Origin of the sequence: Sphingomonas longa (assembly GCF_016892685.1) — a bacterium.
GTDB classification, from domain to species: Bacteria; Pseudomonadota; Alphaproteobacteria; order Sphingomonadales; family Sphingomonadaceae; genus Sphingomonas; species Sphingomonas longa.
On sequence record NZ_JAFEMC010000001.1, the window covers coordinates 1,180,136 to 1,193,819 of the forward strand.

Consider the following 13,684-nt stretch of genomic DNA (forward strand, 5'->3'; position numbering starts at 1 on the left):
GCTTACTCGGCGGCGACCACCCCCGACGGCAGGTCTTCCACCGGCGGCAACTCGCCGCGCAGCGCCGCGTCGAACTGCGTCCTGTCGAGCTGGCCTTCCCAGCGCGACACCACCACCGTCGCCACCGCATTGCCGATGAAGTTGGTCAGGCTGCGGCACTCGCTCATGAACCGGTCCACGCCCAGGATCAGCGCCATGCCCGCGACCGGCACCGTCGGCACGATCGACAGCGTCGCGGCCAGCGTGATGAAGCCCGCGCCGGTCACGCCCGCCGCACCCTTGGACGACAGCATCGCCACGCCCAGCAGCAACAACTGCTGACCCAGCGTCAGGTCGACGTTGCACGCCTGCGCGATGAACAGCGCCGCCAGCGTCATGTAGATGTTGGTGCCGTCCAGGTTGAAGCTGTAGCCGGTCGGCACGACGAGGCCGACGATCGACTTGGGGCAACCGGCCCGCTCCATCTTCTCGATCAGCGACGGCAGCGCGCTCTCCGACGACGAGGTGCCGAGCACCAGCAGCAATTCGGCCTTCAGGTACGCGATCAGGCGGAAGATCGAGAAGCCGCACATCCGCGCGACGAGGCCGAGCACGACGATCACGAACAGCAGCGACGTCAAATAGAAGGTGCCGACCAGCATCGCGAGATTGGCGAGCGCGCCCACGCCGTACTTGCCGATCGTGAACGCCATCGCGCCGAACGCACCGATCGGCGCCGCCTTCATGACGATGCCCACCAGCTTGAAGAACGCGATCGACACGTCGTTCAGCACGTCGAGCACCTTGTTGCCGCGGTCGCCGATCAGCGCCAGACTGACGCCGAACAGGATCGACACGAACAGCACCTGGAGGATGTTGCCCTCGGTCATCGACGACAGGAACGTGTCGGGGATGATGCCCGTCAGGAACCCGGTGATCGTCGTGTCGTGCGCCTTCGCCGCGAACTCGCTGACTTTCGTGGTGTCGAGCGTCGCGGGATCGATGTTCAACCCCGCGCCCGGCCGGACGACATTCGCCACGATCAGGCCGACGATCAGCGCCAGCGTGGAAAAGAACAGGAAGTAGATGAACGCCTTGCCGGCGACGCGACCGACCGCGGCCAGATCGCGCATGCCGGCGATGCCGGTAACGATCGTCAGGAAGATGACGGGGGCGATGACCATCTTCACCAGCTTGATGAAGGCGTCGCCGATCGGCTTCAGCGCTTCGCCCGTCGCCGGTGCGAAATGGCCCAGCGTCACGCCTGCCGCGATCGCGATCAGCACCTGGATGTACAGTTGCGCATACCAGGGCTTGGGAGCCGGGGGCGCCGGCAGGTCGGAAATGTTCATGGTCAGCCTTTCATCCTCTCGTCAGGCATCCCCGGCTTCTGGCGGCGGATCGATGCCCGCGGATACTGACCCGGATCGGGATCGCGGCCAAACACCGCTACGGAAAATACCATATCTTTAATTTTCAGATACTTGGCGAAATCCGGATCGCGACGAACGTGCCGATATTCGCCCTAGCCGACCAGCCTTGTGCAAGATGTTGCACAGTCCGGAACCGCATCGTACACGCCGATCATGGTCGTTCCCCTGCCCGGCCGCCGCTTCGGCTGGCTGCTCGCCGCGATGCTTGCGGGGCTGTTGGTGGCGTGGGGCGTCGGCTTGGTCGTCGAGCGTCGCGCGCGGGCCACGCTGACCGCAACCACCGCCGCCGACGCCCGCCTGCGCCAGGCTTTGCTGGCGAGCGAAGTCGCGCGTTTCCGCCTGTTGCCGCTGGCCTTGTCCGACGACCGCGACGTCATCGCGGCGCTGGCCGGATCGCCCGCCGCCACCCGCGCGCTCGACCGCAAGCTGGAGGCGCTGAAGGCCGACACCGGCGCCGCCGTCATCTATTTCGTCGGTCGCGACGGCCGCGCCATCGCCGCGAGCAACTGGCGGGAGCCGCGCAGCTTCGTCGGCAACGACTATCGCTTCCGCCGCTATTATCGCGACGCGCTGCTCACCGGGGCGGGCGAGCAGTTCGCGCTCGGCACGGTCAGCCGCCGGCCGGGTCTCTATCTCAGCCGGCGCAGCGCCGCCGGCGGCGTGGTGGTCGTGAAGCTCGAATTCGACGCGATCGAGCGACAGTGGCGCGCGGCGGGTGGCATCACCTACGTCACCGACCGTAGCGGCATCGTGCTCGTCTCCAGCCGCCCGGCATGGCGCTTCGCCGCCACGCGGCCGATCGCGCCCGCGGCGGCGGCGGCGGAGCGTGCCGACCTGTTCGTCAAGGCGCTGCTCCCGGCACCGCCGCGTCCGTCCGGCACCATCACCGTCACGACGGAGCCGAATCCCGCTGGCTGGCGCGTCACGCTGATCCAGTCGACTCGACCGATCGCCGGTGGCGTCCGCATCGCGAAGATCGCGGCCCTGCTGGCGACGTTGGTTGTGGCCGCGATCGGCTGGGCCTTGCGGGAGCGGGGTCGCCGCCGCACCGAACGGACACTGGCGCTGGAAAGCGCGGTCGCCGAACGCACCGCCGATCTCAGCCGGGAGATCGAGGAGCGCGCCGCCGCCGAGGCCCGCGCCGACGACCTGCGCGAAGGATTGCGGCAGGCGAACCGCCTCGCCGCGCTGGGCCAGATCACCGCCAGCGTCGCGCATGAAACCGCGCAGCCGGTCGCGGCGATCCGCAATTACGCCGCCAGCGGCGAACAACTGCTCGATCGCGGCGATGTGGAGGCGGTGCGCGGCAACCTCCACGCCATCGCGCGCCTGACCGAGCGGATCGGCAGCGTGACCAGCGAACTGCGCGGGTTCGCGCGCAAGCGGACCGGCGCGATCGGGCCGGTACCGCTCGCGGAGGTCATCGACGGTGCGCGCCTGATCCTGAAGGAGCGGCTGTCGCGAATCGCCTTGTCTCTGCCGACGATCCCGCCCGGCCTGCTGGTGATCGCCGGCCGCGTCCGGCTGGAACAGGTGCTGGTGAACCTTCTCCAGAACGCGACCGAGGCGCTGGCGGAAACCCCGGGCCCGGCGATCGTGCTGACGCTGGCGGTGGAGGCGGGCATCGTGCGGCTGCGCGTCACCGACAACGGCCCCGGCATCGCCGCCGACGTGGCGGACCGCATCTTCACGCCCTTCGTCACCAGTCGCCCGAGCGGCCTCGGCCTCGGCCTCGTCATCTCGCAGGACATCATGACCGACCTTGACGGCACGCTGCGGCTGATCCCCACCCCGGCGGGGGCCTGTTTCGAGATCGAGTTGAGGCGCGCATCATGACCGAAATGCCCCGCGTCGCCCTCGTGGAGGATGACGAGGACCTGCGCGTCTCCACCGCGCAACTGCTGTCGCTCGGCGGCTTCGCGGTCGATGCCTTCCCCGCCGCCGCCCCTGCGCTGGCGGCGATCGACTCGGACTATCCGGGCGTCGTCGTCACCGACGTACGCATGCCGATGATGTCCGGCATCGAGCTGTTCCAGACATTGCGTACCCGCGACCCGGAACTGCCGGTGATCCTCGTCACCGGCCATGCCGACGTGCCGATGGCGGTCGATGCCTTGCACGCGGGCGCATGGGACTTCCTCGCCAAGCCCTTCGATCCCGCCGCTCTCGTCGCCGCCGTCGCCCGCGCCGCCACCGCCCGTGCGCTGGCGCTCGACAACCGCCGCCTGCGCGCGCTGGCCAGCGAGGCGGACGAGTCGGGCTTGGTCGGCCGCTCCCCCGCGATCGTTCGCCTGCGCGAGATGATCCCGGTGCTCGCCAACGCCGACATCGACCTGCTGGTCGAGGGGGAGACGGGCACCGGCAAGGAACTGCTCGCCCGCCTGATCCACCGCGCCGGCAAGCGCGCGCGCCACCGGTTCCTCGCGGTCGCCTGCGCCGCGTTGCCGGACGCGCTGCTCGAAAGCGAACTGTTCGCCGGCGTCGGTGACGGCAGCGTCGTCGCGGCCAGCCGGGGCACGCTGTTCCTCGACGATGTCGACCATGCGCAGCCGGGCTTGCAGGCGCGGCTGGTACAGTTGGTCGAGGAACGCTCCGTCCGCGGCTCACCGGTCGACATCCGCGTGATCGCCACGGCCGCCGAGGAGGCGCGGCGGGCGTCCGACGCGATCACCCCTGCCCTGCTCTACCGGCTGGCGGCGGTGCGCCTGCGGATGCCACCCCTGCACGAGCGGCGGGAGGACGTTCCGCTCCTGTTCGCGCACCTCGTCGACCTGTCAGCGGCGCGGCTGCGGCGACCGGTGCCGGCTCTTACGCAGGGCACGCGCGACCACCTGTCGCGGCACGATTGGCCCGGCAACGTGCGCGAACTGGCGCATTTCGCCGACCGCTTCGTGCTCGGCCTCGACGCGGAAGCCTCGGGGGCGACCCTGCCGCCCTCCACCGCGCCGCTGCCGGGCCGGGTCGCCGCATTCGAGCGCGAGGCGATCGTGGAGGCGGTGCTGGCCGTGGGCGGCGACGCAGGCGCGGCGATGGACAGGCTCGGTCTTCCGCGGAAGACCTTCTATTACAAGGTCCAGCGCCACGGCATCGACCTGAATGCACTCAGGCGGCGGGTGGAGCGATAAGGGGAGTGGTGGTCCCGGAGGGACTCGAACCCCCGACGCCCACTTTAGGAAAGTGGCGCTCTGTCCAGCTGAGCTACGGAACCACGCGAGGCCGCAGATACGCGCGGCGACGTCCAAAATCCAGACTCAGTTGAACGTCCCGGGCAGCGCCGTTTCCAAGGCCCGTGGAGCCCGACGTTTACGGACACCTGCATGGCGCCGGGACCCCGCCGGCGGATCGTGATCGAGGATCATCGGGGAAGCGCCGCAGGCTGCCCTGCCCCGCTCCTGCGGAGTCACTTCTTCCGCTTGAAGTCCACGCTGACCACGTTCGACCCGTCCTCGACCGGCGTCGCGATCGGGCCGTCATTCTCCGCCGCGTCATGCGCTTCGGGGCCGTCGTCCGGCCCCTCCAGCGCCTGGAAACGCAGCTCGAAGTTCACCGCCGGGTCGTGGAACCCGGTGATCGCCGAATACGGAATCACCAGCTTCGACGGCACCTGGTTAAAGCTCAACCCGACCGAAAACCGCTCGTCGTCGACGATCAGGTCCCAATACCGGTTCTGGAGGACGATCGTCATCTCGTCCGGAAACCGTTCGATCAGGCGCTTCGGAATGTCGACACCCGGCCCTTGCGTCTTGAAGGTGATGTAGAAATGATGCTCGCCGGGCAGCGCTCCGGCTTCCTGCACCGATCCGAGCACGCGGCCGACCACGGCGCGCAAAGCCTCCTGGACGATCTCGTCATAAGGGATCAGGCTGTCTGGAAGGCCATCGGTCATGGCGCTTGGGTAGGCGTCCACCTTCCCTGCCGTCAAGATTGCATCGCCTCGCGCGCTCGTTAAGGGATGCCGCCATGCGTACCGCCACGATCACCCGCGACACCAGCGAGACGAAGATCGCCGTCACCGTCGATCTCGACGGCACCGGCCTCTACGACATCGACACGGGCGTCGGTTTCTTCGACCATATGCTCGAACAGTTGTCGCGCCATTCGCTGATCGACCTGCATGTCCGCACCAAAGGCGACCTGCACATCGACCAGCACCACACGGTCGAGGATACCGGCATCGCGATCGGCGAGGCGGTGGCGAAGGCGCTCGGCGACAAGCGCGGGATCGTCCGCTACGGCGACGCGCTCAGCCCGATGGACGAGACGCTGACCCGCGTCGCGCTCGATATCTCCGGCCGGCCGTGGCTCGTCTGGAAGACGGAGTTCAGCCAGAAACGTCTCGGCGAGATGGACACGGAGATGTTCCAGCACTGGTTCCACAGCTTTGCGCAGGCGGCCGGCATCACGCTCCATGTCGAGACGCTGCACGGCGAGAACAATCACCACATCGCCGAAAGCGCGTTCAAGGGCCTCGCCCGCGCGCTGCGCAAGGCGATCGAGATCGACCCGCGCAAGAGCGACGCCATTCCCTCGACGAAAGGCACCCTATGATCCTCGTCCTGCTCCATTACGTCGTCCCGACCGAAACGATCGACGCGCACCGCGCCGCGCACCTCGACTGGCTCCATGCCGGCGTCGAGGCGGGGATGCTGCTGGCGGCCGGGCGTCAGGTGCCGCTGACCGGCGGCATATTCCTCTGCCGCGGCGAGCGGGACGCGGTCGAGGCGTGGGCGAAGACCGATCCGTTCGCGATCCACGGCCTCGCCGAGTACAGCTTCACCGAGGTCGCGACGTCGGTGGTCGCGCCGGGACTCGAAGCGCTGAAGGGATGACGCTGGCCCTGATCGATTACGGCGCGGGCAACCTCCATTCGGTCGCCAACGCCCTGCGCGCGGCCGGGTGCGATGACCTGACGATCACCGCCGATCCGGACGTGGTCGCCCGCGCCGACCGCATCGTCCTGCCCGGCGTCGGCGCGTTCGGTGCGTGTTCGGCGGCGTTGCGCGGCATCGACGGCATGGTCGAGGCGATGGACCGCCGCGCCCGCACCGAGGGGACGCCGTTCCTCGGCGTCTGCGTCGGCATGCAGTTGATGGCCGATGCCGGCGAGGAGATGGGCACCCATCCCGGCCTCGGCTGGATACCGGGCCGCGTCCGCCGGCTGGAACCCGCGACGATGGAGGCGAAGGTCCCGCACATGGGCTGGAACGACGTCGTCCCCCTCGCGGAGCATCCGCTGGTGCAGCCGGGCGAGGCCTATTTCCTCCACAGCTTCGCGTTCGAAGGCGACGACGTGATCGCCACCACCGACCACGCCGGCCCCGTCACCGCCGCGATCGGCCGCGACACGCTGCTCGGCGTGCAGTTCCATCCGGAGAAGAGCCAGTCCTACGGCCTCTCCCTCCTCACGAGATTCCTCGCATGGCGACCCTGATACCCGACGGCCTGATCGTCTTCCCCGCCATCGACCTGAAGAACGGGCAGGTCGTCCGCCTCGCGGAGGGCGATATGAACCGCGCCACCGTCTATGGCGACGACCCCGCCGCACAGGCGATGATCTTCGCCGATCAGGGTGCACAGTTTCTGCACGTCGTCGACCTCGACGGCGCGTTCGCGGGCGCGTCGGTCAACGGCGACGCGGTGCGCGCGATCGTCGAGCGTTTCCCAGGCCACGTCCAGCTTGGCGGCGGCATCCGCACCCGCGACAGCGTCGAGCGCTGGTTCGACCTCGGCGTATCGCGCGTGGTGATCGGCACGGCCGCGCTGGAGGACCCGGAGTTCGTCCGCGGCGTGGCAGGGGATTTCCCCGGCGGCATCGTCGTCGCGGTCGATGCGCGCGACGGCATGGTCGCGACCAAGGGCTGGGCCGACGTGTCCACGACCAGCGCCGTCGACCTCGCGCGCCGGTTCGAGGATGCCGGCGTCGCGGCGCTGCTGTTCACCGATGTCGGCCGCGACGGTCTGCTGAAGGGCTGCAACATTGAAGCGACCGTTGACCTCGCCCGCGCGGTCGCGATCCCGGTCATTGCCAGCGGCGGCGTTGCCGGCATCTCTGACATTCACGTCCTGTCGCTGCATGCGAAGGACGGGATCGAGGGCGTGATTACCGGTCGCGCGCTGTACGACGGGCGACTCGATCTGGCCGCGGCGTTCGCGGTGGCCGCCGCCGCCGCATGACCGTCCGCGCGCGCGTCATCCCCTGTCTCGATGTCGCCCAGGGCCGCGTCGTCAAGGGCGTGAACTTCGTCGAACTCCGCGACGCCGGCGATCCGGTGGAGCAGGCGCGCGCCTATGACGCCGCTGGGGCGGACGAACTGTGTTTCCTCGACATCACCGCCAGCCACGAGGCGCGCGGCACGATCCTCGACGTGGTCAGCCGCACCGCGGCGGTGTGCTTCATGCCGCTGACCGTCGGCGGCGGCGTGCGGACGGCGGAGGACGCGCGCGCGCTGCTGCTGGCGGGCGCGGACAAGGTCGCAGTCAATTCCGCCGCCGTCGCCCGCCCGGAAGTCGTCGCCGACATCGCCGAGCGCTTCGGCAGCCAATGCTGCGTCGCGAGCATCGATGCGCGCCGGGTGGAGGGTGGCTGGGAGGTGTTCACCCACGGTGGCCGTCGCCCGACCGGCATCGACGCCGTCGAACACGCGCTGCGGCTGGCGGACCTCGGCGCGGGCGAGTTGCTCGTGACGTCGATGGACCGGGACGGCACGCGGTCCGGCTACGACCTCGACCTTATCCGCGCGATCGCCGATCGGACGAGTGTACCGGTCGTCGCATCGGGTGGCGTCGGCGGGCTGGACGACCTCGTCGCCGGGATCGTCGAAGGCCACGCATCCGCCGTGCTGGCCGCATCGATCTTCCACTTCGGCGAGGCCAGCGTCGCGGACGCCCACGCCGCGCTGGCGAAGGCGGGGGTACCGGTCCGGTCGCACTGAGGCGCGTCGATGGAGCGCCTTTTCACGCGAGTAAGGGGAGCACATGCCCGACCGGCACCTCGCCTTGTCCCGGTGAGGAATCGTCGCAAACCTCTTCTGCCACCCCGGCGGAGGCCGGGGCCCAGTTAGGATGTCGACGTTAATCGACGGAGAACGCTTCCCAGCTGGACCCCGGCCTTCGCCGGGATGGTGGCTTGCCCACGGGCGCCGGAGTTCGTTGTAACGATCTCCCTCAGAAAAGCGTCGGGCGGACCCTCTCCGCAAGCGAACCGCTAACCCGATCGCAACGCCCGTCCCCTACCCCACAGCGATGCCCTCGACCCAGGTCCCGTCCGGCCACACCGGCATCGTCCATCCCCGCACCGGCCCGGCGCTCTCCGACATCGCGCTGTTCGCCTGCGCCTGCCTCGGCGTCTGGATCGTCCGCCGTGCGCTGCGTCGCCGTTTTGGATCGACGACCCCGCGGGATTGACCCGACAACGGTCCTCCGCCACGGCGCGGATATGGACGCGTTCGCCCGCCTCGAAGCCACCATCGCCACCCGTCGCGGGGCCGATGCCGGCAGTTCCTATACGGCCAGCCTGTTTGCCCGCGGCCGCGGCAAGATCGCGCAGAAACTGGGCGAAGAGGCGGTCGAGACCGTCATCGCCGCGATGGGCGACGAACCCCGCGCGATCGTGCCGGAGGCCGCGGACCTGATGTTCCACCTGTGCGTCCTGCTTGCCGATGCCGGCCTGTCGCTCGACGATGTCCGCACCGAACTCACCCGGCGCGAGGGCGTATCGGGCCATGACGAGAAGGCGAGCCGCTGACATGCCGATCGATGCCACCCTGCCTTACGACGAGCAGAATATCTTCGCGAAGATCCTGCGCGGCGATATCCCCGCGACCCGCGTCTATGAGGACGAATGGGCGATCGCCATCCGCGACATCGCACCACAGGCTCCGACGCATATCCTCGTGATCCCGCGCGGCGCCTATGTGTCGTGGGACGATTTCAGCACGCGCGGGTCGGAAGCGGAGATCGCCGGCTTCGTCCGCGCGGTGGGCGCGGTCGCGCGGGCCGAGGGGCTGGTCGAGCCGGGCTATCGCCTGCTCGCCAACATCGGCGCTCATGGTGGACAGGAGGTACCGCACCTGCACGTCCACCTGTTCGGCGGCGCTCCACTCGGGCCGATGCTCGCGCGCTAGCGAGGCGTCGGGCGCGCATAGCCACGCTTCACCGCACTAAAGGATTGCGCGTCCCCGATTTGGCTTTAGGCTCTCCCCTTTCGCACATGATGGGGCGCGGACGACGCCCCGCCTTTATCCCTGGGGGGACGTAAGTACATGATTTTCGGGCGCGTTAAGCCACTGGACGCTATCCTGGCGGCGGCGGAGGGGAAATCTCTCCACCGGACGCTCGGCGCGTTCCAGCTCACCCTGTTCGGTATCGGTTCGGTGATCGGCACCGGCATCTTCGTTCTGACTGCGGCGGGCGCGCAAAAGGCCGGACCGGGCCTGATGCTCGCCTTCGCCATTGCCGGCGCGATCTGCATCGTTGCGGCGCTCTGCTACGCCGAGATCGCGGCGATGATCCCCGTCGCCGGCTCCGCCTACACCTACACCTATTCGACGATGGGCGAGCTGCTGGCCTGGACGGTCGGCTGGGCGCTGGTCCTTGAATATGCGGTCGCCGCGTCGGCGGTGTCGGTCGGCTGGTCGGGCTATTTCACCGGCACGATCCTCAACCAGTTCCTCGGCATCCAGCTACCGGTCTGGCTCAGCGCCGGGCCGCTGGCGCTGGGCGGCGTCGCCGGCGGGTTCATCAACCTGCCCGCCGTCGTGATCGCGCTGCTGGTCACGTGGCTGCTCATCATCGGCACGTCGGAAAGCGCGAAGGTCAACGCGATCCTCGTCGGGATCAAGGTCGTCGCGCTGACCGCGTTCATCTTCCTGACCTACGGCAAGATCGACACGGCACAGTTCAGCCCGTTCCTGCCCGCGGGCGTGTTCGGCGGCTTCGGCACCGGCGTCGGCGCGGTGGGTGCGGCGGCGACGATCTTCTTCGCCTATGTCGGCTTCGACGCGGTTTCGACTGCCGCCGAAGAGACCAAGAACCCGCAGCGCAACGTGCCGATCGGCCTGATCGGATCGCTGCTGTTCTGCACCGTCTTCTACATCCTCGTCGCCGCAGGCGCGATCGGGACGATCGGCGGCCAGCCCATCATGGGCCCGGGCGGCATCCCCTTCCCCGCCGGTTCGGAAGAACTCGCACGCCAGTGCGCCATGCCGCAGCATGCGCAGGCGCTGGTCTGCTCGAACGAGGCGCTCGCGCACGTTCTGCGCACGATCGGCTTCGGCAAGATCGGCAACATGCTCGGCATCGCCGCGTTCGTCGCGCTGCCGTCGGTCATCCTCGTGCTGTTGTTCGGTCAGACCCGCATCTTCTTCGTGATGAGCCGTGACGGCCTGCTCCCCAACGCGTTGAGCAAGGTCCATCCGAAGTGGAAGACACCGCACGTCGTCACCGCCATCACCGGTGCGGCGGTCGCGTTCGCGGCGGCGTTCCTGCCGGTCGGCGCGCTGGCGGATATCGCGAATGCCGGCACGCTCTACGCGTTCATGATGGTCGCGATCGCGGTCCTGATCCTGCGCAAGAAGGAGGGTCATCGCCCCCGTTCGTTCCGGACGCCGGCGGTGTGGTTCGTCGCACCGGCGACGATCGTCGGCTGCATCTTCCTGTTCTTCAACCTGCCGTCCGCGGCGATGCTGGTGCTGGTGATCTGGGGCGCGATCGGCCTCGTCGTCTATTACCTCTACGGTTACCGGACGAGCCACGTCGGGCATGGTCGGGTAGAGGTGCTGACCGACGATGCGATAGACGGCATCACCCACTGATCGGCTCAACGCAGGCAACAAAAAAGGCCGGGGGAAACCCCGGCCTTTTTTGTTGCCCCGCTCCTCCCCTGCAAGGGGAGGTGGCAGTCCTCAGGACTGACGGAGGGGTGACACCAGCAGCGTGAACACCCTCCGCCGCTCCGCGCCCCCCCCTTGCAGAGGAGAAGCGACAGCGACCCGGCTTCAGCCCAGCTTTTCCGCCGCCAGCGCCTTCAGATCCACCTGGGGCCGCGCGCCGAAGTGGCTGATGATTTCCGCCGCACACAGCGCACCCAGCTTGAGTGACCGTTCCAGATCGTCACCACGCGCCTGCGCGTGCAGGAAGCCGGCCGCGAACAGGTCGCCCGCACCGGTCGTATCGACCACCGTCGCGATCGGCACCGCCGGTACCGTCGTGCGCTCGCCGCCGCGGATCGCGCACGCGCCCTTTTCGGCCAGCGTCACGACCACCGTCGGCACCTTGTCCTGCACCGCCGCAATGGCGGCATCCACGTCGCTCGTCTCGGTCAACGCCATGATCTCCGCCTCGTTGGCGAACAGCACGTCGATCAGGCCGGCGTCGATCAGCGCATGGAAATCGGCGCGATAGCGATCGATCACGAACTCGGCCGACAGCGTGAACGCGATCTTCCGCCCCGCGCCCCGCGCGACGTCGATCGCGGCCCGCATCGCCGCGCGCGGCTCTTCCGGGTCCCAGAGATAGCCTTCGATATACAGATACGCGGCATCCGCGATCAGCGCACGGTCGATCGCGGCCTCCGGCAGGAAGTGCGACGCGCCGAGAAAGGTATTCATCGTCCGTTGCCCGTCGGGCGTCACGAAGATCAGGCAGCGCCCGGTGGTCGGCGCCCCGGCGCGCTCCGCTGTGTCGAAGCGGATGCCGGCGGCGCGGATGTCGTGCGCGAACACCTGTCCCAGCTGATCGTCGGCGACCTGACCGATAAAGGCGCACTTGCCGCCCAGCGCCGCGATGCCGGCCAGCGTGTTCGCCGCCGATCCGCCCGACACTTCGCGGCCGGGGCCCATCTTCGCGTACAGCGCGTCGGCATCTTCGGGGGAGAAGATGAGCTGCATTGCCCCCTTGGTCATGCCCTGCTCGGTCAGGAAGGCGTCATCGGACTGCGACAGGATGTCGACGATCGCATTGCCGATCGCGACGACATCGTAGGTGGGCTGGCTCAAGACGGAAAACTCCCAGGAAAATCTGCCGCCGCCCTATCGGCGAAACGCCGCCACCACAACGACCCGCCGTCGACCCGACGACGCCGTGTCCGTCTGCTCGACGCCTGAGCGCCCACAGCATCTTCGTGCGCGCAGGGGCGCGCAGAAGAAGGGCGATCTCACGTAAACGATCCTCACCATGTTGACCCCCCGTTGACCCGATCGCCACCGGGCGTCATCCCGGCAGCATGTTCACCGCGTTCTTCCTCTCGCTCGGCCAGCTCGGCGATGCGCGCATCATGCGGGTGCTCGTCAAGTCGATGGCAGTGACGGTCGCGGTGTTCGCAGTACTGGGCGTCGCGACCTGGTGGGGCGTGCGGGCGCTGATCGCGCGCTGGTCTGCCGATGGCGCTGGCGGAATCGCCGCAGCAGCCACGGTCGTGATCCTGGGGCTGGCGTTGTGGCTGTTGTTCCGCGCGATCGCCATCGCCGTGATCGGGCTGTTCGCGGACGAGGTCGTGGAGGCGGTCGAGGCTCGCCACTATCCTGCCGCGCTCGCGACCGCGCGGCCGGTGCCGTTCGCGCGGTCGGCGGCGATGGGGATGCGATCGGCGGGGCGGGTCGTCGCCGTCAATGCCGTGCTGCTGCCCCTCTACCTCGTCCTGCTCGTCACGGGCATCGGCACTGCGGCGGCGTTCTTGCTGGTGAATGGCTGGCTGCTCGGTCGCGATCTGGGCGACATGGTCGCTGCGCGCCACTTCGATCGCGCAGGGCTGATCCAATGGCGTCGGCGGACGCGCGGGCGGCGGTTCCTGCTTGGGCTCGCCGATGCGGCACTGTTCCTCGTGCCGGTGGTGGCGTTCGTCGCGCCGGTGTTGGGCGCGGCGATGGCGACGCATATGTTTCACCGGGACAAGACATGACACGGCTTCCCATCCCCGCCCTGAGCCTCACTCTGGCGCTCGCCGCCTGCGCAACCGCACCGACGCCCGTCGCGCGGACCGGCGCGGCGCGAGCACCGATGCCCTACACCAGCGTCGGACTGGAGCGTGTCCTCGGCCAGAGCGCTGCGGGATTGACGCAGTTGTTCGGCGATCCGGACGCCGACGTTCGCGAGGGTTCTGCGCGCAAACTGCAGTTCGGCAGCAACATCTGCATCCTCGATGCCTATCTCTACCCCAGCGGCAATACCGAGCCGAAGGTCACGTATCTCGACGCGCGCGAGCCGGACGGCAGCGCGATCGACCGCGCAAGCTGCGTAGCGGCGCTGACCCGTCGCAAGGAAGCACGCTAGCGGGC

Annotated in this window: 16 protein-coding genes and 1 tRNA gene; 13 read left to right on the forward strand and 4 right to left on the reverse strand. The window is 68.7% G+C overall.

The genetic code is table 11. The features are described from left to right. Nucleotides 1–2: 2 nt before the first annotated feature. Nucleotides 3–1,331, reverse strand: coding sequence for a dicarboxylate/amino acid:cation symporter (locus tag ILT43_RS05775; RefSeq protein ID WP_204195987.1), 1,329 nt, complete (start codon nt 1,329–1,331; stop codon nt 3–5). A gap of 234 nt (nt 1,332–1,565) precedes the next feature. On the opposite strand from ILT43_RS05775, the gene ILT43_RS05780 reads away from it, so the two are divergent. Together ILT43_RS05780 and ILT43_RS05785 are read left to right on the forward strand one after the other, a co-directional pair. Next, nucleotides 1,566–3,248 (forward strand): sensor histidine kinase, encoded by a 1,683-nt coding sequence (locus tag ILT43_RS05780; protein WP_204195988.1) that lies wholly within the window; start codon nt 1,566–1,568, stop codon nt 3,246–3,248. Then, nucleotides 3,245–4,537 carry a sigma-54-dependent transcriptional regulator gene (locus ILT43_RS05785; protein WP_204195989.1) on the forward strand — a complete coding sequence of 431 codons (1,293 nt, stop codon included), beginning with the start codon at nt 3,245–3,247 and terminating at the stop codon, nt 4,535–4,537. The genes ILT43_RS05780 and ILT43_RS05785 overlap by 4 nt, the downstream gene beginning before the upstream one ends. A 6-nt stretch (nt 4,538–4,543) precedes the next feature. Here ILT43_RS05785 and ILT43_RS05790 read toward each other — a convergent pair. Both ILT43_RS05790 and ILT43_RS05795 read right to left on the reverse strand, forming a co-directional pair. Next, a tRNA-Arg gene (locus ILT43_RS05790) sits at nt 4,544–4,620 on the reverse strand. Between the two features lie 192 nt (nt 4,621–4,812). Then, on the reverse strand, nt 4,813–5,298 hold the full coding sequence (locus ILT43_RS05795) for an SspB family protein (RefSeq protein WP_204195990.1): 486 nt from the start codon (nt 5,296–5,298) through the stop codon (nt 4,813–4,815). 74 nt (nt 5,299–5,372) lie between these two features. On the opposite strand from ILT43_RS05795, the gene hisB reads away from it, so the two are divergent. The 9 genes from hisB to ILT43_RS05840 all read left to right on the forward strand — a co-directional run bounded on the left by hisB (nt 5,373) and on the right by ILT43_RS05840 (nt 11,224). Further along, on the forward strand, nt 5,373–5,960 hold the full coding sequence (hisB, locus tag ILT43_RS05800) for an imidazoleglycerol-phosphate dehydratase HisB (RefSeq protein ID WP_204195991.1): 588 nt from the start codon (nt 5,373–5,375) through the stop codon (nt 5,958–5,960). Continuing rightward, nucleotides 5,957–6,241 (forward strand): YciI family protein, encoded by a 285-nt coding sequence (locus ILT43_RS05805; protein WP_204195992.1) that lies wholly within the window; start codon nt 5,957–5,959, stop codon nt 6,239–6,241. Before hisB ends, ILT43_RS05805 begins: the two co-directional genes overlap by 4 nt. Next, a complete protein-coding gene (gene hisH / locus ILT43_RS05810; protein WP_204195993.1) occupies nt 6,238–6,843 on the forward strand; it encodes an imidazole glycerol phosphate synthase subunit HisH in 606 nt (201 codons plus the stop codon). Before ILT43_RS05805 ends, hisH begins: the two co-directional genes overlap by 4 nt. Beyond that, nucleotides 6,831–7,586, forward strand: coding sequence for a 1-(5-phosphoribosyl)-5-[(5-phosphoribosylamino)methylideneamino]imidazole-4-carboxamide isomerase (gene hisA, locus ILT43_RS05815; protein ID WP_239473881.1), 756 nt, complete (start codon nt 6,831–6,833; stop codon nt 7,584–7,586). The genes hisH and hisA overlap by 13 nt, the downstream gene beginning before the upstream one ends. Next, complete coding sequence (gene hisF, locus ILT43_RS05820; RefSeq protein ID WP_204195994.1) at nt 7,583–8,344, forward strand: imidazole glycerol phosphate synthase subunit HisF; 762 nt, start codon at nt 7,583–7,585, stop codon at nt 8,342–8,344. The genes hisA and hisF overlap by 4 nt, the downstream gene beginning before the upstream one ends. Nucleotides 8,345–8,654: 310 nt before the next feature. Then, a complete protein-coding gene (locus ILT43_RS05825; protein WP_204195995.1) occupies nt 8,655–8,816 on the forward strand; it encodes a hypothetical protein in 162 nt (53 codons plus the stop codon). A 31-nt stretch (nt 8,817–8,847) separates the two neighbouring features. Beyond that, nucleotides 8,848–9,156 (forward strand): phosphoribosyl-ATP diphosphatase, encoded by a 309-nt coding sequence (locus tag ILT43_RS05830; RefSeq protein WP_204195996.1) that lies wholly within the window; start codon nt 8,848–8,850, stop codon nt 9,154–9,156. 1 nt (nt 9,157) lies between these two features. Beyond that, a complete protein-coding gene (locus tag ILT43_RS05835; protein ID WP_204195997.1) occupies nt 9,158–9,535 on the forward strand; it encodes a histidine triad nucleotide-binding protein in 378 nt (125 codons plus the stop codon). 138 nt (nt 9,536–9,673) lie between these two features. Next, nucleotides 9,674–11,224 carry an amino acid permease gene (locus ILT43_RS05840; protein ID WP_204195998.1) on the forward strand — a complete coding sequence of 517 codons (1,551 nt, stop codon included), beginning with the start codon at nt 9,674–9,676 and terminating at the stop codon, nt 11,222–11,224. Nucleotides 11,225–11,407: 183 nt separating this feature from the next. On the opposite strand, the gene ILT43_RS05845 is transcribed toward ILT43_RS05840, so the two are convergent. After that, on the reverse strand, nt 11,408–12,406 hold the full coding sequence (locus tag ILT43_RS05845; RefSeq protein WP_204195999.1) for an adenosine kinase: 999 nt from the start codon (nt 12,404–12,406) through the stop codon (nt 11,408–11,410). A 227-nt stretch (nt 12,407–12,633) separates the two neighbouring features. On the opposite strand from ILT43_RS05845, the gene ILT43_RS05850 reads away from it, so the two are divergent. Both ILT43_RS05850 and ILT43_RS05855 read left to right on the forward strand, forming a co-directional pair. Next, complete coding sequence (locus ILT43_RS05850; protein ID WP_204196000.1) at nt 12,634–13,308, forward strand: EI24 domain-containing protein; 675 nt, start codon at nt 12,634–12,636, stop codon at nt 13,306–13,308. Then, nucleotides 13,305–13,679 (forward strand): hypothetical protein, encoded by a 375-nt coding sequence (locus tag ILT43_RS05855; protein WP_204196001.1) that lies wholly within the window; start codon nt 13,305–13,307, stop codon nt 13,677–13,679. The genes ILT43_RS05850 and ILT43_RS05855 overlap by 4 nt, the downstream gene beginning before the upstream one ends. Nucleotides 13,680–13,684: the final 5 nt, after the last annotated feature.